This is a genomic window from Arcobacter rhizosphaerae, from assembly GCF_049472155.1.
GTDB lineage: Bacteria > Campylobacterota > Campylobacteria > Campylobacterales > Arcobacteraceae > Arcobacter_B.
Map to the genome: position 1 here is coordinate 247,215 of NZ_JBMOVW010000003.1, position 24,450 is coordinate 271,664.

General features: G+C 27.3%; 23 protein-coding genes and 1 other RNA gene. 12 read left to right on the plus strand and 12 right to left on the minus strand.

Annotation, left to right across the window (positions count from 1 at the left end):
* Positions 1–128: 128 nt before the first annotated feature.
* On the plus strand, positions 129–1,025 hold the full coding sequence (locus ACH5BH_RS07135) for an RluA family pseudouridine synthase (protein ID WP_423297903.1): 897 nt from the start codon (positions 129–131) through the stop codon (positions 1,023–1,025).
* Here the strand turns inward: ACH5BH_RS07135 and ACH5BH_RS07140 are convergent.
* Together ACH5BH_RS07140 and ACH5BH_RS07145 are read right to left on the minus strand one after the other, a co-directional pair.
* Entirely contained in the window at positions 1,022–1,429 is a 408-nt protein-coding gene (locus ACH5BH_RS07140; RefSeq protein WP_423297947.1) for a YqaA family protein, read from the minus strand. The genes ACH5BH_RS07135 and ACH5BH_RS07140 overlap by 4 nt on opposite strands.
* Positions 1,430–1,433: 4 nt before the next feature.
* Entirely contained in the window at positions 1,434–2,333 is a 900-nt protein-coding gene (locus ACH5BH_RS07145; RefSeq protein WP_404305134.1) for a DMT family transporter, read from the minus strand.
* Positions 2,334–2,482: 149 nt separating this feature from the next.
* On the opposite strand from ACH5BH_RS07145, the gene ffs reads away from it, so the two are divergent.
* Positions 2,483–2,580, plus strand: an RNA gene (gene ffs / locus ACH5BH_RS07150) — signal recognition particle sRNA small type.
* Between the two features lie 68 nt (positions 2,581–2,648).
* On the opposite strand, the gene ACH5BH_RS07155 is transcribed toward ffs, so the two are convergent.
* A complete protein-coding gene (locus tag ACH5BH_RS07155; protein WP_404305136.1) occupies positions 2,649–3,308 on the minus strand; it encodes a DNA-binding protein in 660 nt (219 codons plus the stop codon).
* Between the two features lie 11 nt (positions 3,309–3,319).
* On the minus strand, positions 3,320–3,697 hold the full coding sequence (gene queF / locus ACH5BH_RS07160) for a preQ(1) synthase (RefSeq protein WP_423297948.1): 378 nt from the start codon (positions 3,695–3,697) through the stop codon (positions 3,320–3,322).
* A 135-nt stretch (positions 3,698–3,832) separates the two neighbouring features.
* On the opposite strand from queF, the gene ACH5BH_RS07165 reads away from it, so the two are divergent.
* Both ACH5BH_RS07165 and ACH5BH_RS07170 read left to right on the plus strand, forming a co-directional pair.
* Entirely contained in the window at positions 3,833–4,846 is a 1,014-nt protein-coding gene (locus ACH5BH_RS07165; protein WP_423297904.1) for an NAD(P)-binding domain-containing protein, read from the plus strand.
* A gap of 269 nt (positions 4,847–5,115) precedes the next feature.
* Positions 5,116–7,284 carry a methyl-accepting chemotaxis protein gene (locus tag ACH5BH_RS07170; protein WP_423297949.1) on the plus strand — a complete coding sequence of 723 codons (2,169 nt, stop codon included), beginning with the start codon at positions 5,116–5,118 and terminating at the stop codon, positions 7,282–7,284.
* A 38-nt stretch (positions 7,285–7,322) separates the two neighbouring features.
* On the opposite strand, the gene ACH5BH_RS07175 is transcribed toward ACH5BH_RS07170, so the two are convergent.
* The 4 genes from ACH5BH_RS07175 to dnaA all read right to left on the minus strand — a co-directional run bounded on the left by ACH5BH_RS07175 (position 7,323) and on the right by dnaA (position 12,787).
* Positions 7,323–7,733 (minus strand): DUF3010 family protein, encoded by a 411-nt coding sequence (locus ACH5BH_RS07175; protein ID WP_423297905.1) that lies wholly within the window; start codon positions 7,731–7,733, stop codon positions 7,323–7,325.
* Between the two features lie 139 nt (positions 7,734–7,872).
* Positions 7,873–10,191 (minus strand): DNA topoisomerase (ATP-hydrolyzing) subunit B, encoded by a 2,319-nt coding sequence (gene gyrB / locus ACH5BH_RS07180; RefSeq protein ID WP_423297906.1) that lies wholly within the window; start codon positions 10,189–10,191, stop codon positions 7,873–7,875.
* 39 nt (positions 10,192–10,230) lie between these two features.
* The gene (dnaN, locus tag ACH5BH_RS07185) at positions 10,231–11,301 is read right to left on the minus strand and encodes a DNA polymerase III subunit beta (RefSeq protein ID WP_423297907.1); all 1,071 of its coding nucleotides are present in this window, start codon (positions 11,299–11,301) and stop codon (positions 10,231–10,233) included.
* Between the two features lie 169 nt (positions 11,302–11,470).
* Positions 11,471–12,787 carry a chromosomal replication initiator protein DnaA gene (dnaA, locus tag ACH5BH_RS07190; RefSeq protein ID WP_404305146.1) on the minus strand — a complete coding sequence of 439 codons (1,317 nt, stop codon included), beginning with the start codon at positions 12,785–12,787 and terminating at the stop codon, positions 11,471–11,473.
* Between the two features lie 240 nt (positions 12,788–13,027).
* Between dnaA and ruvC the strand changes: the two genes are divergently transcribed.
* Both ruvC and purN read left to right on the plus strand, forming a co-directional pair.
* Positions 13,028–13,495: a crossover junction endodeoxyribonuclease RuvC gene (gene ruvC, locus ACH5BH_RS07195; protein ID WP_404305148.1), complete on the plus strand. Its 468-nt coding sequence runs from the start codon at positions 13,028–13,030 to the stop codon at positions 13,493–13,495.
* A gap of 80 nt (positions 13,496–13,575) precedes the next feature.
* Positions 13,576–14,151 carry a phosphoribosylglycinamide formyltransferase gene (purN, locus tag ACH5BH_RS07200; protein ID WP_404305150.1) on the plus strand — a complete coding sequence of 192 codons (576 nt, stop codon included), beginning with the start codon at positions 13,576–13,578 and terminating at the stop codon, positions 14,149–14,151.
* Between the two features lie 3 nt (positions 14,152–14,154).
* Here purN and ACH5BH_RS07205 read toward each other — a convergent pair whose 3' ends face one another.
* Positions 14,155–14,640, minus strand: coding sequence for a MarR family winged helix-turn-helix transcriptional regulator (locus tag ACH5BH_RS07205; protein WP_423297908.1), 486 nt, complete (start codon positions 14,638–14,640; stop codon positions 14,155–14,157).
* Positions 14,641–14,743: 103 nt separating this feature from the next.
* Here ACH5BH_RS07205 and ACH5BH_RS07210 point away from each other — a divergent pair, with 103 nt between their 5' ends.
* Positions 14,744–15,064: a DMT family transporter gene (locus tag ACH5BH_RS07210; protein ID WP_423297909.1), complete on the plus strand. Its 321-nt coding sequence runs from the start codon at positions 14,744–14,746 to the stop codon at positions 15,062–15,064.
* A 30-nt stretch (positions 15,065–15,094) separates the two neighbouring features.
* On the opposite strand, the gene ACH5BH_RS07215 is transcribed toward ACH5BH_RS07210, so the two are convergent.
* Together ACH5BH_RS07215 and ACH5BH_RS07220 are read right to left on the minus strand one after the other, a co-directional pair.
* On the minus strand, positions 15,095–15,547 hold the full coding sequence (locus tag ACH5BH_RS07215; protein ID WP_404305156.1) for a hypothetical protein: 453 nt from the start codon (positions 15,545–15,547) through the stop codon (positions 15,095–15,097).
* A gap of 67 nt (positions 15,548–15,614) precedes the next feature.
* Positions 15,615–16,226 carry a trimeric intracellular cation channel family protein gene (locus ACH5BH_RS07220; protein ID WP_404305158.1) on the minus strand — a complete coding sequence of 204 codons (612 nt, stop codon included), beginning with the start codon at positions 16,224–16,226 and terminating at the stop codon, positions 15,615–15,617.
* Positions 16,227–16,360: 134 nt separating this feature from the next.
* On the opposite strand from ACH5BH_RS07220, the gene ACH5BH_RS07225 reads away from it, so the two are divergent.
* The 4 genes from ACH5BH_RS07225 (at position 16,361) to ACH5BH_RS07240 (ending at position 21,306) form a co-directional block, all read left to right on the plus strand.
* Complete coding sequence (locus ACH5BH_RS07225) at positions 16,361–16,831, plus strand: RNA polymerase sigma factor (RefSeq protein WP_404305160.1); 471 nt, start codon at positions 16,361–16,363, stop codon at positions 16,829–16,831.
* Entirely contained in the window at positions 16,828–17,805 is a 978-nt protein-coding gene (locus ACH5BH_RS07230; protein ID WP_404305162.1) for a FecR family protein, read from the plus strand. Before ACH5BH_RS07225 ends, ACH5BH_RS07230 begins: the two co-directional genes overlap by 4 nt.
* A gap of 97 nt (positions 17,806–17,902) precedes the next feature.
* On the plus strand, positions 17,903–20,203 hold the full coding sequence (locus tag ACH5BH_RS07235; protein WP_404305164.1) for a TonB-dependent siderophore receptor: 2,301 nt from the start codon (positions 17,903–17,905) through the stop codon (positions 20,201–20,203).
* Positions 20,204–20,223: 20 nt separating this feature from the next.
* Positions 20,224–21,306, plus strand: a complete 1,083-nt coding sequence (locus ACH5BH_RS07240; RefSeq protein ID WP_423297910.1) for a PepSY-associated TM helix domain-containing protein — start codon at positions 20,224–20,226, stop codon at positions 21,304–21,306.
* Positions 21,307–21,351: 45 nt separating this feature from the next.
* Here the strand turns inward: ACH5BH_RS07240 and ACH5BH_RS07245 are convergent, their stop codons facing one another.
* Positions 21,352–22,269 carry a glutaminase gene (locus ACH5BH_RS07245; RefSeq protein ID WP_404305168.1) on the minus strand — a complete coding sequence of 306 codons (918 nt, stop codon included), beginning with the start codon at positions 22,267–22,269 and terminating at the stop codon, positions 21,352–21,354.
* Positions 22,270–22,461: 192 nt separating this feature from the next.
* Between ACH5BH_RS07245 and typA the strand changes: the two genes are divergently transcribed.
* Positions 22,462–24,279: a translational GTPase TypA gene (gene typA, locus ACH5BH_RS07250; RefSeq protein ID WP_423297911.1), complete on the plus strand. Its 1,818-nt coding sequence runs from the start codon at positions 22,462–22,464 to the stop codon at positions 24,277–24,279.
* Positions 24,280–24,450: the final 171 nt, after the last annotated feature.

Here is a 24,450-nt window from a genome sequence, read left to right on the forward strand (position 1 = left end):
AATGTTTTATATTTTTATTAAATTTTTCTGTTAATTTATGTATGATATGTTATCTAAATTAGACAAAAATATAGCTAAAAAAAAGATAGATTTTACCCTATTTAGAAAAAAATTATAGGATAATAAATTTGCCGTTTATTTTAAAAAAAATTGAAGCACAAAAAGGTAAAAAGCTTAGTCTTTTTCTACTCCAAAACTTAACAATACATCATACAAAAGCCCAAAAATACGCGTCTCGCGGAAGAATATTTGATGAAGACATGAATGTTTTAAAACCAAAAGATTTAATCCCTACAGATTACATATACATGGCTGTTTTTGAGGGTGCTACAAGGGGTTTAAAGCCTTTAATTGAGTTTCAAAACTTTGCTATTTTTGATAAGCCAACAAACCTTATGGTACACCCAATTTCAAAGAATACTAAATATTCATTGTTAGATGAAATAAGGTATCATTTTGGAGAAGATGCAAACTTAATTCATAGAATAGATGCTGAAACATCAGGACTAGTAATCGTAGGAAAAAACAAAAAATCAGAGAAGCAATTAAAAGATATGTTTGAAACAAAAGAGTATCACAAATCATATCTTGCAATAGTTGAGGGTGAAATAAAAAATAAAATAACTATAGATAGTAAACTTCAAAAAGAAGGAAAAAATATTGGTGTGAGAATGAGTGCGGGTAATGAAGGTAAAGAATCCTGTACTATTATAAAACCCATTAAATATAATGAAGAAAAAAATATCACTTTAGTAGAAGCTCAACCCATAACAGGAAGACAACATCAAATTAGAGTTCATTTATACTCAATAGGACATAGAATTATTGGTGATCCAATTTATGGAGTTGATGATGATATTGCTGAGGGATATTTAAATAAAACTTTAGAACAAAGTATAAGAGAAAAAGAAACAAAAGGTTCAAGACTTTGGCTTCATGCTAACTATTTAGAGTTTACATTCCAAGGCGTGATTTATAAAATCTTCTCTAAAAATAGAGATATTATAGATGAGTTTAACTCTTAAATCAAAAGTGCTATAAAAGCATATCTTGAAAACTTCGCAATAACAACAAGTAAAATAAAGAGTTTTAAATTAAATTTTAAAACTCCTGCTATAAAAGTAATTGGATCACCAATAATAGGAACCCAAGAAAGTAAAATACACCAAGCTCCATATTTATCAAAATAGTTTTTTGTATTTAAAACTCTTTTTTCATTTAATAGCTTCTTTTTTACTAGAAACTGCTCACCTTTTAAACCTAAAAAATAGTTTATAATTGAACCTAAACTATTTCCAAAAGTAGCAAAAAAGAGTAAAAGATATAGATTATACCCCTCTTTAATATCATAAATTAATAAAGCTTCACTTCCAAAAGGAATAAGTGTAGCAGATACTAATGCTGATATAAAAAGAGTTAAATATACCATCAAACTAAGCTTTTTTCTTCCTTTTTAAAGGTGGCATTTGAGAAAGAATCACTCCTGCTAAAATTACAGCTGATGCAGTTAATTCAAAAGAAGTTAATTTTTCTCCTAAAATTAAAAATGCTAAAATTAAAGTAAATACGGGAATAAGATTCACAAAAACAGCAGTTTTTGAAGCATCTACTTTTGTAAGAGCAAAATTGTATAAGCCATATCCCCCTAAAGTTACTACAACACCTAAATAAATTGTCCAACTTAAAGCTTCCACTGAAAATACCATAGGTGTAGTAAAATACTCAAAAAGGAAAAAAGGAAAAAAGAATATACAACCAATAAAAGCCTGAATTGCAGTAATAAATAAAGCTGAAAATTTATGAGTTAAGTATTTTGCAACGATAGTATAACCAGCTGCACAACTCATAGCTAAAAGCTCTAAAAAGTTACCTAACAAAGGATTTGGAGCACTTACACTTGTACTTGCATTTACACTTAAACTAATAACTCCAAGCATTGCTAAGGCTGAACCTAAAATAAGCTTTCTTGTAATAATCTCTTTTAAGAAATAACCAGCTGCCATAGCTGTTATTAGAGGCATTAAAGAAGCTATCATTCCTGCTTGTGAAGCTGATGTCAGCTGTAAAGCCTTTGCTTCAAAAATAAAATATAAACAAGGCTCAAATAAAGCAAGTAAAAGAATATATTTTATATCTTTTTTTGAAAAATCATACTTCAAAAAGCTTTTTATGAAATACACAAAACATAATGAAGCAGCAAGCATTCTTATAAATATTACAGTAAAAGGAGCTAAATCATTCATTGCTGATTTTAAAGCAATAAATGAACTACCCCAAATAAACATCGCAAAAATAAGCGATAAAACACCAATCAAATTAAAATTTTTTGTCAATTTTTATACTTTATATATGAAATTTTTTTGAAATTATATCTTATATTCCAAATAAAAAAATAAATTTATAAAAAGTTAAAGTTTTTTTGAGTATAATTTCAGCTCTTAAAGAGGAACACTGAGAATATTTTAAATATTTTGAGTGCTCTTCTTTAGACCCTTACAATCGTTATGTTGAGATAACGCCCCAGGGTGGGAACACAGCAAGGCACCTCTCTTAATGGTGTGTTTGGGTATCTGGAGAAGAGTACTTTTTTTAAAGTACTCTTTTTTTTTGCACTATCACAAAATCTAATAACAATTAATTTACTAAATTTAAACTAAATCTTTAAAATCAGACTTTAAAATTAAAAGTTTTTTCTCTTTTTTATTATATATAAATCTATTATCACCATTTTGAATGGCTTTAAAGATAATAAGTTTTATCTCTTTTTGAGTTTTATTGTATTTTTTCATAAGAACAGAAAATTCTTGGAGTGTAATAAGTTCTAAACTATTACTTTTTGAAGTATTATTTTCATTTGCTACTTGAAAATTTTGTAATGGTACTGGTTGATTTTTGTAAATTGTTCTCATTTCATGAAAAGCACTTTGTAGAAGTTTAATTTCTGAGTTAAAAACCTTAACTATTTTCTTTTGATTCTTTTCAAGTCTATTGATCTCTGATTTATATTGTTTTTTCATCCATTTCATAGAATCTTTTAAAAGTAAAATTTGTTCATTTTTTACTTCAATTATAGACTGAATATGTTCTTCATTGGCTCTATTTTCTTTTTGAGTAGAGTTTTTAACTGCTTCAACATTGATATTACTTGTTGTTGAAGCAGTTTTTTCCATCTCATCAGTTATGTAAACATAAGTTCGTCCTGATTTTTTGATAGATTTTAGTTGTTCTTTTTTTATTCTATAGTGTACACCTTGTAAAGAAAGACCCAATATTTGGGCAGCTTGAGAGGTAGTAACTAATCTTTCCAAGGTTTTATTCCTTACATTTTTGCACTATCGATTTCAATTACAGTATGAACATTTCCTCTTGGTTTAAAATCAGCAATAACCTTCATCCATTTAGGTTGTAATTTTTCATATAAAGTATCAAAAATTTCATTTGCCGAGTTTTCATGAGAAACTTCTCTATACATAAAAGTATTTATATAAATTTTTAAAGCTTTTAATTCAATTACTTTTTCATTTGGAGTATACTGAAGTTTTATTGTAGCAAAATCAGGATATCCACTTCTTGGGCATTTTGCCATAAATTCAGGTAATTCAATATCTATTATATAATTTTTATTATTTGTATTTGGCCAAAAGTGTTCTTCTTTATTTATATCAAATTCAATAATTTCTTTTTCACCATATTTCATTTCCATATCTTTTATAACCTTTATAATAATTAATTTAAGCAGATTTTATCAAAATCTTACTTACAAATGTTACTAATTGAAAAAAAACGTGAATTTAAGTATAATCCACAAAATTTAAGAATATAAGAGAGTATTATGACAAATAAAATATATGATATTGTAATTATCGGTGGTGGTCCAGGTGGTATTGGAACTGCTATTGAAGCTTCAGCTCATAATGTTGGAGAAATTTTACTTATTGAAAAAACAGATAACCACTCTAATACAATTAGAAAATTTTATAAAGACAATAAAAGAGTGGATAAAGATTATAAAGGTCAAGTAACGGAACTACAAGGAAATGTATCTTTTTTTGATGGTACAAAAGAAACAACTTTAGATTATTTCGATGACTTACTAGATACTGAAAAAATCGATTCTATGTTTAATACAGAGGTTGAAAAAATTGAAAGAGTAGATGATCTTTTACATATTCATACAAGTGCAGGACTTGTAAAAAGTAAAAATGCAGTAATTTCTATTGGAAAAATGGGAAAACCAAATAAACCTTCATATAAGATTCCACCATCAATAAAAGCAAATGTAAACTTTAACCTTGATAAGTGTTCTTCAAATGAAAAGATCTTAGTTGTTGGAGGAGGAAACTCAGCAGCTGAATATGCTTATGATTTAGCTGACCAAAACAATAATGTAACTATGGTTTATAGAAAAGCTGAATTTTCAAGATTAAATGAAACTAATGAAGAGATTTTAAATAAATATCATGGTGAAGAAAAACTAAGACTTAGAATGAATACAGATATTGAATCTTTAGAAAATGAATCAGGAAAAGTAAAAGTTAACTTTAATGATGGGTTTTCAGTAATTTATGATAGAGTAATTTATGCAATTGGTGGAACAACACCTGTTGATTTCTTAAAATCATGTGGTGTAGAAGTAAATGAAAATAATCAACCAATTTTTGATGAGCACCAAGAAACATCAGCAAAATGTGTTTATGTAGCAGGAGACATTGCATTTAAATCAGGTGGATCAATTGCTATTGCTTTAAATCATGGATATCATATTGTAAATAATATTATTAGAAAAAGAGGAAGAATATTCTCTCATACTGAAAAAGTAGCTAGCGTTTTAAATACTTCAAACTAAATTTAGATAAAGCACTAGGTGCTTTATCTCTCATAAATTAATTATTTTTATAAAAATTGTAAATTTTACTCATATTTGTTACTAAAAAGATACTATTTTAAGGTATTATTCTATCTTTATTTTCAACATAATAAAATTATTTATAAAGGATAAAGATGGATTATCTTAAAAAATCAGTAATTAGAAAATTACTTTTTGTTTCAATAGCTACTATATTATTATCAATGAGTTTACAAACGTATCTTATAGTTGATAATACATTTACTTCTATGAAAAACAATACAAAAAAGTCTATTCATGAAGAAGTTTCACTATTAACTCAAAATATTGAAATATTTAATAATGTCACTAAATCAGGTGCTGATAAAATGGCCTCTATTTTTATGGGGATGATTGAAAAAGTTGAAATTAATCAAAATGATTTAATTAAAGTGGATACTTTAAAAACACCCACAATAAAGATTAATAATCAAATTGTAAATATGAATTTTGAATTAGTTGATAAATTTACTGAAATGACAAATGGTTCTGTTGCAACAATATTTGTAAAAAAAGGTGAAGATTTTATTAGAGTATCAACAAGTTTACAAAAACAAAATGGTAAAAGAGCAATAGGTACTAAGTTAAATAAAAACCATCCTGGCTATAAAAAAGTGTTACAAGGAAAAGATTATTTAGGAAAAGCTATTTTATTTGGAAAAGCATATATGACTAAATATATTCCTCTAATAAAAAACAATAAAATTATAGGTATTGCTTTTATTGGTTTTGATATTTCAAAAGATATTAAAGATTTAGAAGAAAAAATTGAAAAAAGAAAAGTTGTTAAAACAGGATACTATTATATTGTAAATAGTAAAAAAGGTGATTCTTACGGCCAATTTATCTTACATCCTACTTTAAAATCAAAATCAGCGCTTGAGTTAAAAGATAAAAATGGTGATTATTTTATAAAAAATATGCTAGAAAAAAAACAAGGTTTCTTAGAGTATGAATGGGAAAATGATACAAAATATGTATTTTTTCAAGAGTTTAAAGAATGGAACTGGTTGATAGTTGCAGGAACAAAAGAAAATGAAGTTTTAGAAGAAGCAAATAAAACTATGTATATGATAATTGGACTATCAATATTATCACTTATATTAATTTCAACATCTATTTTTACTACTTTAAAACTATCTTTAAAATCCTTAAGTAATATAAATAATGGACTTAATTCATTTTTCAAATATTTAAATAGAGAATCAGACTCTATTGAAAAAATTAATATACATACTAAAGATGAATTTGGTCAAATGGCAAATATAATAAATAAAAACATTGAAAAAACTCAAAAAAGTATTCAAGAAGATAGACAACTAATTGATGAAACAATTGAAGTTTTAAGTGAATTTGAACAAGGTGATTTATGTCAAAGGCTTAATATTAGTGTAAATAATCCTGCTTTAATGCAATTAAAAGATGTATTAAACAAAATGGCAGATAACCTTGAAACAAATATAGATAATGTTTTAGATGTTTTAGAAGATTATACAAACTATAACTACTTAAATAAAATTGATAAAAAAGATTTAAAAGAACACTTATTAAAACTAGCTGATGGAGTAAATAATCTAGGTGATTCAATAACTGAAATGTTACTTGACAATAAATCAAATGGTTTAACACTTGATGATAGTTCAGATATTCTACTTGTAAATGTAGATAAATTAAATGAAAGTTCAAATGAAGCTGCAACAAGTTTAGAAGAAACAGCTGCCTCGTTAGAGCAAATTACAAGTAATATTAGGCATAATACAGAAAATATTACACAAATGTCTAACTTTTCAAATGAAGTAAATAAATCAGCTAATAAAGGTGAAGAACTAGCTAAACAAACTACTTCTGCAATGGATGAAATAAATCATCAAGTAAGTGCAATCAATGAAGCAATTACTGTAATTGATCAAATTGCCTTCCAAACAAATATTTTATCACTAAATGCAGCTGTAGAAGCAGCAACAGCAGGTGAAGCAGGAAAAGGCTTTGCAGTTGTAGCTCAAGAAGTAAGAAACCTAGCAGGAAGAAGTGCTGAAGCTGCAAAAGAGATTAAAGATTTAGTTGAAAATGCAACACAAAAAGCTTTAGATGGGAAAAATATAGCTGCTGATATGATAGAAGGATATAAACTTCTAAATGAAAATATATCTCAAACAACAAACTTAATTGATGATATTAAAAATGCTTCAAATGAACAGTTATCAGGCATTGAGCAAATAAATGATGCAGTAATAAGTTTAGATAGACAAACTCAACAAAATGCACTAGTTGCATCACAAACACATGATGTTGCTGTGCAAACAGATAAAATTGCTAAGTTAGTTGTAAGTAAAGCAAATGAAAAAGAGTTTGAAGGTAAAAATCAAGTAAAAGCAAAAAGTTTTAATAAAGATAGTTAAGAAAGTTCATACTTTCTTGACAAAACTAGATATTTAAATTAAGCTGCTGCTAAAGCGGTAAGATATGCACCTTCTTGGTATTTTTTTAACTCTTTTGGAAATTCAATCATATTTTTCTTTTCAAAAGAGTTTACACTTTGAGATGAAACTAAAGTTACATCACAAATATCATTTAACTGAATAATTCCTTCCATTTTAAAAGTAACTGCACCACCTGCAAAGTTACCTTTCTTTGCTCGTTTTTTTATAAATACTTTTTCTATTTTATTATCTTTTAAAAAGTCATTTACATTATTAGAAAAAATTTTTATATCTTCAAAAGATTCGTCATCATCTAAAGTGATTTTTTTTATTTTAAGATCAATATAAATTACTATATCATCATCATTTTTTTCAAATACAGAAAAAATTGCATTATTTGCTTTTAATTCTACTCCACATAACTTCATATTAAATCCTTTTTTGAAAAATATAAAAAGATTATATATTAAAAAAGTAAATGATTGGTTTTTTATTTCAATTTGTAATATTTTTAAAAAGAAGACTTTTTAGAGACTTTAAAAAAGTCTCTATTTAGTCTCTAATAGATTAAACGTCTAAGTGTTCAACGTCTTTTGCGTGTTCTTCAATGTAGTTTCTTCTTGGTTCTACCTCATCACCCATAAATAAAGTAAAGGCATCAGAAGCAGCTTCTGCATCTTCAATTTTAACTCTTAAAAGTCTTCTATCCTCAGGAGTCATTGTAGTTTCCCATAATTGCTCAGGGTTCATTTCACCTAAACCTTTATATCTTTGGATATATGCACCTTTTTTAGCTAATCCTTCTACTTCATCTAATAATTCAATTAAATCTCTTCCATCAAACATAGAAATATCTCTCTCAACAAGCTTAGAGAAGATATACGTGGCTTCTGAGAAGTAAGGTGATGCAAACAGTTCATCATCAATGATTAGCTCTTCTAGCCCCTCGTTTGTTTGAACAAACAGCTGAATCATATCTTCATTTATATTTTTTGTAAGAATATTGTAACCCTTGTCTTCTAAGAAGCCTCTTACTACTTCATATAAATCCATTTGTTCAAGTTTTACTAAATCAGGGTTTTCAATTAGGTGTTTTAATACTTCAACTAAAGAGTATCTTTTTTCTAATTGTTGTAACATATCTCTATATCTAGAAACTGTTTTAAATAAATCAATCATATCATTAGTTCCTAATCCAGCAAAAGAGAAGTTTTCAACTCCATTTTCGATTAAGAAATTTGATAAAGCTGTATCATCTTTTAGATAAATTTCATTTTTACCTTTTTTATATCTATATAATGGCGGTTGAGCGATATATAAATATCCTTTTTCAACTACAGGTCTTAAGAATCTAAAGAAGAAAGTTAAAAGTAGTGTTTGAATGTGCGATCCATCAACATCGGCATCGGTCATGATGATTACTTTATGGTATCTTATTTTTTCTTCATTGAAATCTTCACCAATACCACAACCCATAGCTGTAATCATATTTCTAATTTCATCAGATTTTAAAATCTTATCAAGTCTTGATTTTTCAACATTTAAAATCTTACCTTTAAGTGGTAAAATTGCTTGATAAACTCTATCTCTACCTTGTTTAGCTGAACCACCTGCTGAGTCCCCTTCCACCAGGTATAATTCTCTAACTTCAGGATCTTTTGATTGACATTCTGCAAGTTTTCCTGGAAGTGTTCCAACTGTCATAGAATCTTTTTTTCTAGTAAGTTCTCTCGCTTTTTTAGCAGCTTCTCTACCACGTGCTGCCATTAATGCTTTTTCCATAACTGCTTTTGCTTGAGCAGGATTTTCTTCAAAATATCTATCTAAACATTCACTTGTTAATTTTTGACATAAAGGTTTTACATAAGAAGAACCTAATTTACCTTTTGTTTGTCCTTCAAATTGTGGTTCAGGAACTTTTACAGAAACAATAGCAATTAAACCTTCTCTTACATCATCACCTGTAATTTTTGTATCTTTTTCTCTCGCATTTGCATTATGATTTAAATATTTAACAATACTTCTTGTAAGTCCTGCTTTAAAACCTGCTTCATGTGTACCACCATCAATAGTTCTAATATTATTTACAAAAGAAATAGTTTTTTCTGTATATGTTGAGTTATACATAAGTGCAATATCAATTTCTACATCATCAGCTTTATCACTAAATGCAACTGCATCACATACAGGTGTTTCTTTATTTAAATCTGTTACAAATTGTTTAATACCACCTTCAAAATGATAAACTTCTTTAGTTTTAGTTTTTTCATTTTCTAAAGTTATAGAAATAAAAGGATTTAAATATGCAACTTCTCTAAATCTTTTTGCTAGAGTTTCAAATTGATATTCAGTTACTTCAAAAATAGAATCATCAGCTAAAAATTCAATAGTAGTTCCTGTTTTTCTTGGAGCATCACCAATCACTTCTAATGGAGATTTAGGAATACCTTTAGAGAATTCTTGATAGTGAATCTTTCCTTCTCTATGAATTGTCATTTTAAGCTCTTTTGATAAGGCATTTACAACAGATACACCAACCCCATGTAATCCCCCTGATACTTTATAAGTATCTTTATCGAATTTACCCCCTGCGTGAAGTACTGTAAGTACAACAGTTGCAGCTGACATTTTTTCAGTAGGGTGTTCAGATACAGGAATACCTCTACCATCATCTTCAACTTTAATCCAATTATCTTTAGTCATAGTTACTTTAATATTTCTACAGTAACCAGCCATAGCTTCATCAATAGAGTTATCAACAACTTCATAAACCATGTGATGTAAACCATTGATATTAGTATCACCAATGTACATTCCTGGTCTTTTTCTAACTGCTTCTAAACCTTTTAAAACTTTAATATTACTAGCGCCGTATTCTTGACTCATCTATTTTTGTCCTTATTTCTATTTTTTATATATTTAAATCTATTTTTCTAAAACAATTGGCATTACAATTGTAAAAAACTTTTCATCTTCTAAATAAAATGGTAAATTAGATTCATTAAATCCAACCGTTACATTTTCATTATTTGTCATACTTAAGAAGTCTAATAAATATTTTGCATTTACAGCTAGATAGAAATTTTCTTCTATATTTAAATTTATATCTATTTGAGTTTGTGATTCACTATCTTCATCTAAAGATTCAAAGATAATCGCATTTGATGTAAATGTAATTTTAATATTAGAAAATAAAGATGTAACTAATTTGATTGATTCAACTAATAAATTTTTAGGTAATGATAAATTATATTTTAAATTTGTTGGTATGATTCTTTCATAATCAGGAAACTTACCATTTATTAGTTTAGTAAAAAATTTAGAAGTTGCATTTTGTATTATTAGATTTGTTTCATCATAAGAGATAGTTGCATCATCTATAAAAAGTTTTTGTATTTCAATAATAGCTTTTTTAGGAATAATAAATTGAGATTCATTATTTGAAATATTTTGAAGATGAGATATAGCTAATCTTCTAGTATCAGTTGCAACAAAATTAATTTTATCATTTTTAACATCTATTAAAGCACCATTTAATTCAAACTTAGGATTATTGTTATCTACAGCAGGTGTTATTTTTCTAATAGAGTTTATAAAGTTTAATGTAGATATCTCTAATTTATGTAAATTATCATTTTTTAACATATCAGGATATTCTGATGCATCATACATAGGTAATTTAAATATTGATTTATTTTGTTTTATAACTAGATTATTACCTGTAGTTTCAAATATAATATCTTCATTTTTTAATCTTTTTATAATACCTAATAAATTAGAACCATTTACAGTTGCTTTACCTTCTTCTATTTCATTTATACTATCGATATGAGACTCTAATCCTATTTCATAATCAGTAGCTTTTAAAATCAATTTTGTATTTGCAATTTCTAAATATATATGTGATGTAATTGCACTAGCATCTTTTTTTTCTAAAAAAGGTTGCATTGAAGCTATTACATTTTCAATGATATTTTTTGTAATTATAAACCTCATTTTATATCTCCTATTATTTATATATCTTTAGTGGCAGTAGTAGTGTGTGTGAAAAGATGAAAATACATTCAAATCGACGACTGTATCGAAAGACTTTCATGTGATATAACGAAATGAAATATTCACACCTTTTCACACAATATACTCAAACTTTTTTTTTGAGTTACCTTTACCACTCCTTATTTATGATTTTATTTTTTAAATTTTCAATGATTAATTTAAAGTTTTCATCTTTTTCTATTAACTCATTCGCTTTCTTAATATTATGAGAAATTGAAGAGTGATCTTTCATTCCTAAGAATTTTGCTATATCAGGCATTGAGTTATGTGTAAGTTCTCTTGCTAGATATATAACAACTCTTCTTGCATTAGCAACTGTTGCTGTTCTTTTCTTAGATTTAATATCGCTTGGTTTGATATTTAGTTCACGTGCAACTATATCAATTACATCAGGTAATTTGATGTTTTCTTTTGTTTCTTTTATTTGCTCTTTTAACAATCCTTGCACCATTTCAAGGGTAATATCTTGATTTAGAAGTGATGCAGAGGCATTAATTCTAATTAAGACACCTTCTATTTCCCTAATAGAATTATCAAGGTTTGTAGCAATAAAGTTAATAATTTCTCTTGTTAATGCAATACCATTTAATTCAGATTTTTTCTCAATAATTGCTATTTTTGTTTCTAAACCTGGAATTTGAATATCAGCTGTTAAACCCCATTCAAATCGAGATTTTAATCTATCTACTAGACCTGCAATTTGTGATGGTAATCTATCACTTGTCATTACAATTTGTTTTTTTGCATTATGTAATTCATTAAAAGTATGGAAAAACTCTTCTTGAGTTTGCTCTTTTCCACTTAAGAACTGAATATCATCAATTAATAAAACATCACATTTTCTATATTTAGACCTAAAGTGTTCCATATTTTTATTTTTAATTGAGAATGTAAAATCATTCATAAACTGTTCAATTGTTACATAAATTACAGTTTTACCCATTTCAATTGCAGAGTTTCCTACTGCTTGTAAAAGGTGTGTTTTTCCAAGTCCTGTTCCTCCATAAATAAATAAAGGATTATATTGAGTTCCTGGTTTATTTGTTACCGCAAGTGACGCATTGTAGGCCATCTGGTTTGATGGACCTACTACAAATGAATCAAAAGTATACGATGGATTTAGTATCGTACTTTCGGCAGTTTCATTTTTAATTTGTTCTTTAATGATCTCTTTTTTAGATTTTTTTTCTCCAGCAATTTTAATTTCAATTTTTGGTTTTGTTCCATCGTATTGTTCGAAACAATTTTGTATTAAATTAGTGAATTTACTTTTTATCCATGAAGCTATATATTTATTTGATACTTCAAATACAGCAAGCTTCTCATCTGATGAGATTTTCTTGTATGTAAGTTGTTTTAAGTATCTATCATAATCAATAGAAGTAGCTTCTTTTTGAATAAGTGCTAAAAAATCTTTATTTGTCATTTATTATTAACTCTTTATTTTATAAATAGTAGCTATTATAACGAATTTTTAATAAAAGTTATTCACATGTTAAAAATAAGTAAAAAATAAAGTGAATAAAATGATGAATAAATGTTGTTCACATAGTGAATAAGTAGTGAATAACTGTGGTTTTTTAAGTGAATATTTAGGTGAAAAATACCATTATACGGTACTTGAAAGTATGTGAATAAAAATAAGACAAAAAAAGAGTAATTTAACGTGAAAATATTAGGAATTGACCCAGGTACAAGAAACTGTGGATATGCAATAATTGAAAAAAATGGAAGAAATCTAAAGCTTATTGAAGCAGGGCTTATAAAAATTAAAACAAAAGTATTACAAGAACAAATTGTAGAGATGACAGAGGGCTTTGATTTGATATTTGCTAGGCATGAAATAGATGAGGTATCAATTGAAGACATGTTTTATGCTTTCAACCCTAAAACAGTAATTAAATTAGCACAATTTAGAGGTGCTATTTCATTGAAAATCTTACAAGTTTTTGGTAATTTTGCAGAATATACTCCTTTACAAGTAAAACAAGCTGTTACAGGAAATGGTAAAGCAGATAAAACTCAAGTGGCTTTCATGGTAAAAAGATTACTCGGAATTAAAAAAGAGATAAAACCTCTTGATATTACAGATGCAATAGCAATTGCTCTAACTCATGCTCAAAGAATAAGATAATTGGTAAAAAAGATTTAACTTATATTATAAATACTTTATATTTGTTATAATTCGGCCTTAATTATTAGTAGGAATAAAAAATGAAAAGAATAGGTATTTTAGCCTCATATAATGGAAGTGGTTTTCAAACAATTCAAAAAGCAATAGATGATAAAATTTTAAATGCTAAAATAGTAGTAGTAATTTCAAACAATTCAAATGCAAATGCTTTAAATACAGCAGAATCATTTGGTATACCAAATTTTATTATAAATGATAAAAGGTATCCAGGTCAAGACTGTGATGATAAGATAGCTAGATTGCTTTTAGAATTTGATTGTGACTATATTTTTTGTTCTGGTTATATGAAAATGATAGGTCCTAAATTATTAGAGGCATTTCCAAAAAATATTATAAATACTCATCCTGCATTACTACCTTCAAAATATGGAGGAAAAGGTATGTATGGAAGATATGTACATGAAGCTATTATTAAAAATGGTGAAAAAAAATCAGGGGTTACTATTCATTATGTAAATGAAAAATATGATGATGGTGAGATTATTCTTACTAAAGAGCTTTTATTAGATAAAAATGAAACAGTTGAGTCTTTAGAAGAAAGAATCAAAGATTTAGAATCAATTGCGATAATTGATACTTTTAAAAAACTACTTTAACTTTTAATCAAGGAGTTTGTTTAAAAGTTTAGCAAACTCTTTTTGCTCTTTATTATCAAGTTTACAGAAATAATCATCCTCAAAACTTATAATTCTATCTAAAGCTCTAATCATGATATCTATACCTTTTTTTGTTAACTGAACATTTTTAACTCTTTTATCTTCTTTTGAATCAACTCTTTTTATTAGTTCTTTTTCTTCAAGTTTTTTTAGAAGTTTTGTCATTCCTCCTGAAGAAAAAAGCATAAATTCATAAAGTTGTGTAGGTGTTAAAATATGATTTGCATCTTTATAGTAAAGGCATGATAAAACATCTACTTCACTTTGTGTTAGGTTAAATTTATCTTTTAATATAAATTCACCTTTTTCAAATAATAGTTTATGAAGCCTAAAAAATGGTAATGTTATGTGTAGGGTAGGTTTATAAATATTAGGAGTCTTATCTTTTAATATTTTTATACTGTTTTGGTTAAATTCTTTTAATTGCATTTTTTATAATAGCATAGGTATATTTAATTTTATCTTTCTAAGAAAGATAAATATAAGTAAAAATAAGGTATCTTTCCAAGAAAGATATTTTAAAGGATTTATTATGAGTGCATGGTTATATTTAATATTAGCGGGATTATTAGAAGTTGGTTTTGCTTCTATGTTAAAATTAACAGAAAACTTTACAAAATTGATACCAACAATTATATTTTTAGTATTTGCAAGTAGTAGTTTTTATTTTCTAACTAAAGCAGTAGAATCTATTCCTATTGGTACAGCTTATGCTGTATGGACTGGAATAGGGGCATTTGGAACTATTTTAATAGGAATTTTATTTTATAATGAAGCAGCAGGTATTTTAAGATTATTTTTTCTATTTACTTTAATAAGCTCAATTGTTGGCTTAAAACTTGTATCATCTTAAGAGTAACTATTAGCCATTAGGCTAATAGTTTTATTTAAATACAGCGTCTAATTCTTCAGCTGTTTTGATAAATTTAACATTTGTAACTTTTCCATTCTCTACAGAATAAATAGTGATTTGTCCTTCTTTTTTAGTAAAAGATTTTGATTGTTCTTCATTTACTAATAAAATAGAGAAAGGATATTCTTTCATTTTTGGTAGTGCAAAAAATTTAGTAATTAAACTTGGCATACCTGAAATATCAGCTACATAATAAGAGTTATTAGCTTCAAGAAAACCTTTTTCTTTTTTAAGTAAGTAATCTCTAATTACTTCACTTGCATCTCTGTCTCCTGCAACAATGATATTTTTAGTATCTGCTTTGATAGTATGTTTTTTTTCAAATTGATCTTTGATTTCAAAAGCTGGAGTTGAATCTCCAATATTTAATGCATTAGCGAATGTTGCAACAAGTAAGGCAGCAACGAATAAAATTTTCTTCATTTTTTCTCCTAAATTTAAATTGCGAAATTTTACCTATAAAAAGTAAATGAAAGGTTAAGCAAAAAATTTATTTAGATAAAGTTGGAAGATGCCAGTTTTTATAATAAGCAAGTAATCTTAGGGCAACACCAAAAATAAATACAATAATAAGTGAGTATATATTTTTTAAATCAAGTAAATATAAACCATAAGTTATAAGCCCAACTATAATTGCTACAGTTGCATAAAATTCTGATACTAAAATAGATGGTACCCTATTTATTAAAATATCTCTAATTGTACCACCGCCAACAGCTGTAATAAAGGCTAAGATTAATACACCTAAAAAGTTGAAATTATTTTCAATTGCTACAATCGAACCCGTAATAGCAAAGGATACAAGGCCTATTGCATCAGAAATTATAAAAGCTGTTTTACCTTCTAAATCATCAATTTTATGAAGTTTCAAAACAAGTGATACTAATACAGTGGCTACCACTAAGGTTACTGGAAGTGTGTCTGTAAATACATAAGGTGTTTTATTAGCAAGTACATCTCTTGTCATTCCTCCACCAAGAGCTGTTAAAAATGCAGAGATAAAAACACCTAAAATATCAAGTTTATAATGAACAGCAATTAAAAAGCCTGACAATGCAAAACAAATTACACCAATAATATCTGCTAGTTCTAATGCTGTCATATTTATAAATCCTTATTTTCTTTCTAATAATTTGAATTATACTTAAAAATATATTACAATTGTGTTTTGAAAGATAAATTCAAGTTATATATAATATTGATTTTGATAATATATATCAAAAAATAAATAAAAAGATGTTAAAATATTATAATGAATTAGTTTATTATGTTCAAAGAATGATAGGTGATAAAGAACAAGCAGTCGATATTATTCAAGAAACTTATACAAAGACAATAGAAAAATCTAAGCAATTAGATATAAAAAATGAGAGAGCTTTTTTATATAAAGTTGCTAAAAATCTAGTTATAGATCAATCTAGAAAGAAAAAAAATAGAGATAATATAAGTTTTGAAGAAGAGAACTTTTCAATACCAAAAGAAGAACAGCCTGAACACTTAGCAATTAAGCATTTAGAAGAAGAACTACTTATTGAAGCTTTAAATTCTTTACCTAAAAGATTAAAACAGGTGTTTGTATTACATATTTTTGATGGATATAGTAAAAAACAAATAGCTTCAATGATGGACTTAAATTTAAATACAGTTCAAAAATATGTAATAAATGCAACTAAGAAATTATCTGATTATATAGAAGAAAAACAATGAAAAAATATAATAACACTGAATTAATAAAATTAAAAGCTGCTTTTTATTTATCCTGTATTAGCGATGGTTTTTCATCGAGCAAAGAAGAGAGTGAGTTTAATGAATGGATAAAAAAAAGTGAGCATAAAAAAATATTTGAAAGCTTAAAAAGTATTCAGAATTCATATTCTAATATCTCTTTAGATACTAAAAGTAAAATTTCTGCCCAAGTTCATAGTGAACTAAAAAGGGAAAGCGTATTTAGAAAACTAAAAGTTTATAGTATAGCTGCTGCTATGGTTTTTATAATAGCTATTGGAGCTTTTCAAGTTGATGATTATATGAACTTTATACAAAAACAGAATTACTCTACACAAATGGCTTCTAAGAATATAACTTTACCAGATGGATCAAATTTAATTTTAGATGCAAAAACATCAATATCAACAAAGTTTTTTGAAGATAAAAGAGTTGTTAGCTTAGAGAGTGGAAGGGTTTTATTTGATGTAAAGAGAAATATAAAAAGACCTTTTATAATAAATACAAAAGCAATTCAAATAAAAGTTTTAGGTACAAGTTTTGAAGTAAAAGAAAATAAGAATAATTTAGAAGTAAATGTAATTAGTGGTTTAGTAAGTATTTCTAAAATTAATAATAATTCAGTAACAGAAATAACAAAACTATCAAAAGGAAAGCAAATTCTTTTTGATAAGATAGCTAATAATTTTCATATAGATAAGGTTGATATACAAAGTATTGCTTCTTGGAAAGATGGAATGCTTCACTTTAAAAATAATACTTTAAAAGAAGTAGTACAAGAGTTTAAAAAATATAAAAATCTTGATGTTGTAATACAAAAAGATATAGAAGAACTTTCTATTTCAGGTTTATTTTCTATAGATAACTTTGATAATTTCTTATATGCTATAGGTGAGATATACTCTTTAAAAAGTACAAAAAAAGGTAAAAGAATCTTTATTTTTAAAAAAATATAAAAAAAACTCTATTTATATATCCATTTTTTTCAATTTATGCGTCTTATGATATAGAGAACAATTCTCAAAATCATTTAAAATGTAAGGAGCAATCAATATGGGTATAAAATACTCTAAGATGATAGGAATTAGTTTAGTACTTTCTTTAAACTTATATGCACAAAATAGTTTTACTTTAGAAAAGCAAAGTTTAGAAAATGCAATTAAACAAATAGCATTAAAATCAAAAATGTCTTATATTGCTGATGGGAAGTTACTAAAAGGAAAACTTTCAAAAGAAATAAAAGATATAAAAGGTGTACAAAATGCTTTAGAAAAAGTACTTTTAAATACAAATTTAAAAGCAGTAATTAAAAACAACGTAATAGTTATTATAAAAAAAGAAGAAAAACAAAACTTAAAAGATAACAATTTAACTAAAAAGAGTTTAGGTGAAGTAGAAGTTTATGGAGATTGGTTAGGAAATTCAAAAGAAGAAGCTGTAAAGGATTATAGTGGAGCAAGAACTATAATAACATCTAAAACTTTACAAAAAGTAGCTGCAAAAAACCTTGAAGATACTCTAAGAGTAGTTCCTGGTGTTCAAATTCAAGATGAAACAGGAACAGGAGTATTACCAAATATTTCTTTAAGAGGTTTAAAACCAGGAAGAAGTGCTTATTTAAATGCTTTAGTAAATGGTGTACCTGCTGCTATTGCTCCATATAGCCATGCAAGTTTTTCTTTATTTCCAATTACAATGGAAACACTTGAATCTATTGATGTAGTAAGAGGTGGAGCAGCAGTACATTATGGTCCAAATAATGTTGGTGGTGTCGTAAATTTTATTACAAAGCCTATTTCTACTGAACATAGTTCGACAATTAAAAATAAAATAGATTTTGCTGATAATGGTAATATTTTAAATGACATATATTTAAGAACAGGTGGTTTTGTAAATAATGATTTAGGATTACAACTACAAGTTAATAGTATAAATGGAGAATCTTTTAGAGAACATTCTCAAACAGACATTACAAATATCATTTTAGATTCAGAATATTATCCTAATGATAATAGTGAACTAAAGGCAAATATTCAATACTATGATGCAGATGCAGATTTACCAGGGGCTTTACTTCCAGAAGCCTATGAAAAAGATAAAAGCAAATCACAAAGAATTTTTGATAAATTTGAAGGAGAAACAACAAGAGCTTCTTTAAGATATAAGCTAAATCCTAATGAAAATAGTGAGTTTAACTGGATTAATTTTGCCCATAAAAGTAAAAGAAAGTTTCAATGGGGTTGGAATACTACTGGTTTAGGTTTTACTCCAGCTCAAGAAGATTCACTAAGAACAGCAGATAGAGAAATAGTTGTTTTAGGAACAGAACCTAGATGGACTTATGAAAAATCTAATCATAAATTTACAGTTGGTGCTAGATATGTAAGAGAAGATGTAGATTATTTATTAGATCAAAAAAAGTTTAGTAGTAATCTAACAAATACTATAAGAGACTGGAAGATTAAAACTGATGCTATTGCTACTTATGTAAGTGATACTATAAGTTTAATGAATGGAGATTTAAAAGTTACACCAGGTTTAAGATATGAAATGGTTGATACAGACTTTGGTGATAATATTAATTCAAATCCAAATGCAGATAAAAAGAAAAATATGAGATCATGGTTACCAGGTTTAAGTATTGGTTATCAAGCAAATAAAGAGTTGTTTTTATTTACAAATGCCCAAAGATCACTAAGAGCTCCTCAAGTTGCACAAGTTAGAAAAGATGGAGATTTAGCTGCTGAGTTAGCTTGGAATTATGAAGTAGGTTTAAGATATACACCTAATGATATTTTTAGTATGAATTCAACTTTATATAGAATAGATTATGAGGACCAAATTGAATATATAAGTAGTACTCAGTCTTTTAAAAACTTAGGAGAAACAAGACATCAAGGTATTGAAACACAAATAGTTTTAAAGCCCACAAACCAAACAGCTTTAACACTTGGATACACATATTTAGATACAGAACAATTAACAGGAGCTAATAAAGGCAAGAAACTTCCTGGCGTATCAACTCATCAGTTAAGTGTATCTGGAGATTATTCAATTTCTAATAATGATTTTAATATTACAGGTGTTTATTTAAGTGATGCTTTTTCTGATAGTGCAAATACTAAAGAAGAGTCCGCAAATGGTCAAAAAGGAAAGGTTCCATCTTATATGTTGTGGAATGCAAAATACTCTAGGATGATACCTTTAGATAATAAACTAGATGCAAAAGTTAGTTTTGCTGTTAATAATATTTTTGATGAAGATTATTACTTTAGAGGTGTAGATGTAAGTCCAGTTGGAAGAGTTCCTGGACAAGGAAGATCCTTTAGTCTTGCTTTTCAACTAGATTTTTAGAGTAATATTAAAGTTTAAATTTGAGAAAAAGTTACTTATATAAAGCACATTTATTTTTTGGTTTATTATCAGGAACTATTTTAGTCATTATTGCACTTAGTGGTGCAATAATGGCTTATGAACCACAAATAAAGAAATATTTAAATAAAGATATTTATGAAGTACCTTTATTAAATAAACCAAAAATTTCAGTTGAAAAAATATTAGAAGATCTTAAAACAAAAGTTAATGGAGAAATACAAGCAGTATCTTTTTCAAATATAAAAACATCTTCTTTCGCTGTAAAAGTCAAAATTGATGGAAGAAAAAAAGCTGTTACATATTATGTAAACCCTTATACTTTAGAATTTTTAGGAGAAGCTAAGGCAGAAAATTTTTTCAGAACAGTTGAAAATATTCATAGAACACTTTTATTAAAAGAGTTTGGAAGACAAATTATAGGGATTTCATCTATACTATTTTTGATTTTACTTTTTAGTGGCTTATATATATTATATCCTCGTTTAAAAAATAGATTTTTTAAAAATCTTAGTTTTAGTTTTAAATCAAAAGGTAGATTTTTTTTAAGTTCTATTCATTCCTCTTTAGGCCTTTGGTTTATGCCAATATATTTTGTTTTGATAATAACTGGTTTGACTTGGACTTATCCTTCATATAGTAAAACCATTTATAATTTGGTTGGTTTAGAAAAGCCAGCAAGAATTATTGATAAATCAAAGAGAAAAAGAAGTAAAGATACTTTTTCTAATCTTGATTTAGCAATAAAAATGTTTAATGATAATATTAAACATAAATATCAATTTTCATTTGTTAAAATACCTAAAAAAGGCACAGTTTATAGCTTTATATATCTCGATGAGAGCGCGACTCAAAGAAGAGAAAGAAATAAACTAATCTTAGATATCAGTACAAAACAAATAATAAAGCATGAAAGATATGAAAAAAAAGGTTTAAATGAACAAATTATGATGTCTATTTTAACAATACATACAGGGGAATATTTTGGACTTATAGGTCAAAGTATTATGTTTATAGTTTGTTTATTTGTTCCTATGTTTTTTGTTACAGGTTTATTGATGTATAGAAAAAGAAAAAATAAATAAGATAATTCTGATAACTTTTGCGATTTAGTTATCAGAATTTTGATTTTAAAAAATAGATAAACCTGTTTTTTTAGCAAATAATTCTAAAGCTTTTGTTCCAGCAAGAGAGTTTCCATAAGAGTTTAGTCTTGGTGAGTAAACACAAATTGCCATTTTTTTAGGAACAATAGCAACTATTCCTCCTCCAACTCCACTTTTGCCTGGCAGCCCAACTTTATAAGCAAAATCACCAGAAGCGTCATAATGTCCACAAGTTAACATTAAAGCGTTTACTCTTTTTGCTTTATTTTCATTTATTAATGATTCTTTTGTAATAGGATTTTCTCCATGATTTGCTAAAAATAGCATAGATTTTGCAAGTTGTTTAGTACTCATTTCAATTGAGCATTGTTTAAAATATGTTTGCATAACACTATCAGTGAAATTTTTAATATTTTGAAAACTTTTCATTAAATTTATTAAAGCTAAATTTCTATATCCATGTTTTAGTTCTGATTTATATACGTTTTTATTATAAAAAATAGTATCATCATTTGCAGTACTTTGAATAAAATGAAGAATATACTCAAAAGTGCTTTCTTTATATAAAGATATTAAAGCGTCAGTTGTGACAATAGCTCCTGCATTTATAAAAGGATTTCTAGGAATACCATTTTCATATTCAAGTTGAACTAGTGAGTTAAAAGGATCCCCTGATGGTTCATGTCCCACTCTTTTATAAAGTTCTTTACTATAGTTTTGTAAGGCTAAAGCAAAAGTAAATACCTTTGAGATACTTTGAATTGAGAAAGGCTTTTTATGTGAGCCTACATGATACTCATTTAAATCCACATCTATTATACTCATAGCAAAATCATTTTTCTTTACTTTTTGTAAAGCAGGTATATAATCGGCTACATCACCTTTTTTTAGATAAGGTTTAATTTCTTCATTAATCTCTTCTAATATTTCTTGATAATTCATATAATCCCTTGAAAATTTATTAATATATTGTATCAAACTTTGGGAAGATAAAAAGTGTATATGTAATCATTTTGTAATTACTTATACAATATATCTATAGTTTAAGCTTTTTTTTAGTATAATCGCGAAAACTAATCAGGAAAATTTTAGCTAAAATTAAAAATTCCTTCAAAATTATTATAAAGAGAATAAATGAGAGATATTAGAAACATTGCAGTTATCGCACACGTTGACCATGGTAAAACAACACTTGTTGATGAGTTACTAAAACAATCAGGTACTTTTGCAGCTCACCAAGAAGTTGATGAAAGAGTTATGGATAGTAACGATATCGAAAAAGAAAGAGGGATTACAATTCTTTCTAAAAATACTGCTATTGATTACGAAGGTGTAAGAATTAACATCATCGACACTCCAGGACACGCCGATTTTGGTGGAGAAGTTGAGAGGGTTTTAAAGATGGTTGACTCAGTATTATTACTAGTTGACGCTCAAGAAGGTGTTATGCCTCAAACTAAATTCGTTGTTAAAAAAGCACTTCAATTAGGTCATAGACCAATCGTTGTTGTAAATAAAATTGATAAACCAGCTGGTGAGCCAGATAGAGTTGTTGATGAGGTATTTGACCTATTTGATCAAATGGGTGCAGATGAAGAGCAACTTGAATTCCCAGTAATTTATGCAGCAGCTAGAGATGGTTATGCAATGCACGCTTTAGAAGATGAAAAGAAAGATTTACAACCATTATTTGAAACTATTCTTACAGAAGTTCCAAAGCCAAAAGGAAGTGAAGAAGAAGGACTTCAACTTCAAGTATTTACACTTGATTATGATAACTTCATCGGAAAAATCGGTATTGCTAGAATCTTTAACGGAACTATTTCTATGGGTGAAACTGTTGTTTTATGTAAAGCTGATGGTGAGAAAGTTAAAGGTAGAGTTTCTAAACTTATTGGATTTAAAGGCTTAGAGAGAATCGAAATTGATAAAGCAGGAGCAGGTGATATCTGTGCTGTAGCTGGATTTGAAACTATTGATGTGGGTGATAGTCTATGTGATCCTGCAAACCCAATGCCATTAGATCCTATGCACATTGAAGAGCCAACACTTTCTGTAACTTTTGCAGTAAATGATTCTCCATTAGCAGGAACAGAAGGTAAGTTTGTAACTTCAAATAAAATTGATGAAAGACTTGCCGCTGAAATGAATACTAACATTGCTATGAATTATGAGCAAATTGGTGAAGGTAAATTTAAAGTAAACGGAAGAGGTGAGCTTCAAATTACTATTCTTGCAGAGAACATGAGAAGAGAAGGTTTTGAGTTCTCTATTGGTAGACCAGAGGTTATTACAAGAGAAGAAAATGGTGTAACTATGGAGCCATTTGAGCACTTAGTTATTGATACTCCTGATGAGTTTTCAGGGACAGTTATTGAAAAACTAGGAAAAAGAAAAGCTAATATGACAAATATGGTACCAATGGGTGCTGGATTTACAAGATTAGAGTTTGAAATTCCTGCAAGAGGTTTAATTGGTATTAGAACTGAGTTCTTAACTGATACAAAAGGTGAGGGTGTTATGAATCACTCATTCTTAGAGTTTAGACCTCACTCAGGTACAGTTGAAAGCAGAAAATATGGTGCATTAGTATCTATGGAAAATGGTGAAGCTTTAGGTTACTCAATCTTTAACTTACAAGAAAGAGGAATTATGTATATTAAGCCTCAAGATAAAGTTTATACAGGAATGGTTATCGGTGAGCATGCTAAATCAAATGACTTAGATGTTAACCCAATCAAAGGTAAACAACTTACAAACGTAAGATCTTCGGGTGCTGATGATGCTATTAAGCTTATTCCACCAAGAGAAATGTCTTTAGAAAATGCACTAGAGTGGATTGAAGAAGATGAGCTTGTTGAAGTAACTCCAATTTCCGTTAGAGTTAGAAAAAGAGATTTAGATCCAACAGTTAGAAAAAGAGCAGCAAAGAAAGCTAAGTTCGCTGAATAATAAGATTTTATAAACAATCTTATACAGGGGAAGAGCTTTTGCTCTTCCCCTTTTTTTATGCAAAAAAATTAAATAAAAGGAAAAATTTTATGTCCGATGATATGTGGCTTAGGATTTCAAACAGTTTAAAAATAAATTTATATTGGTAGGAGATTTTTTTCTCCTACTATA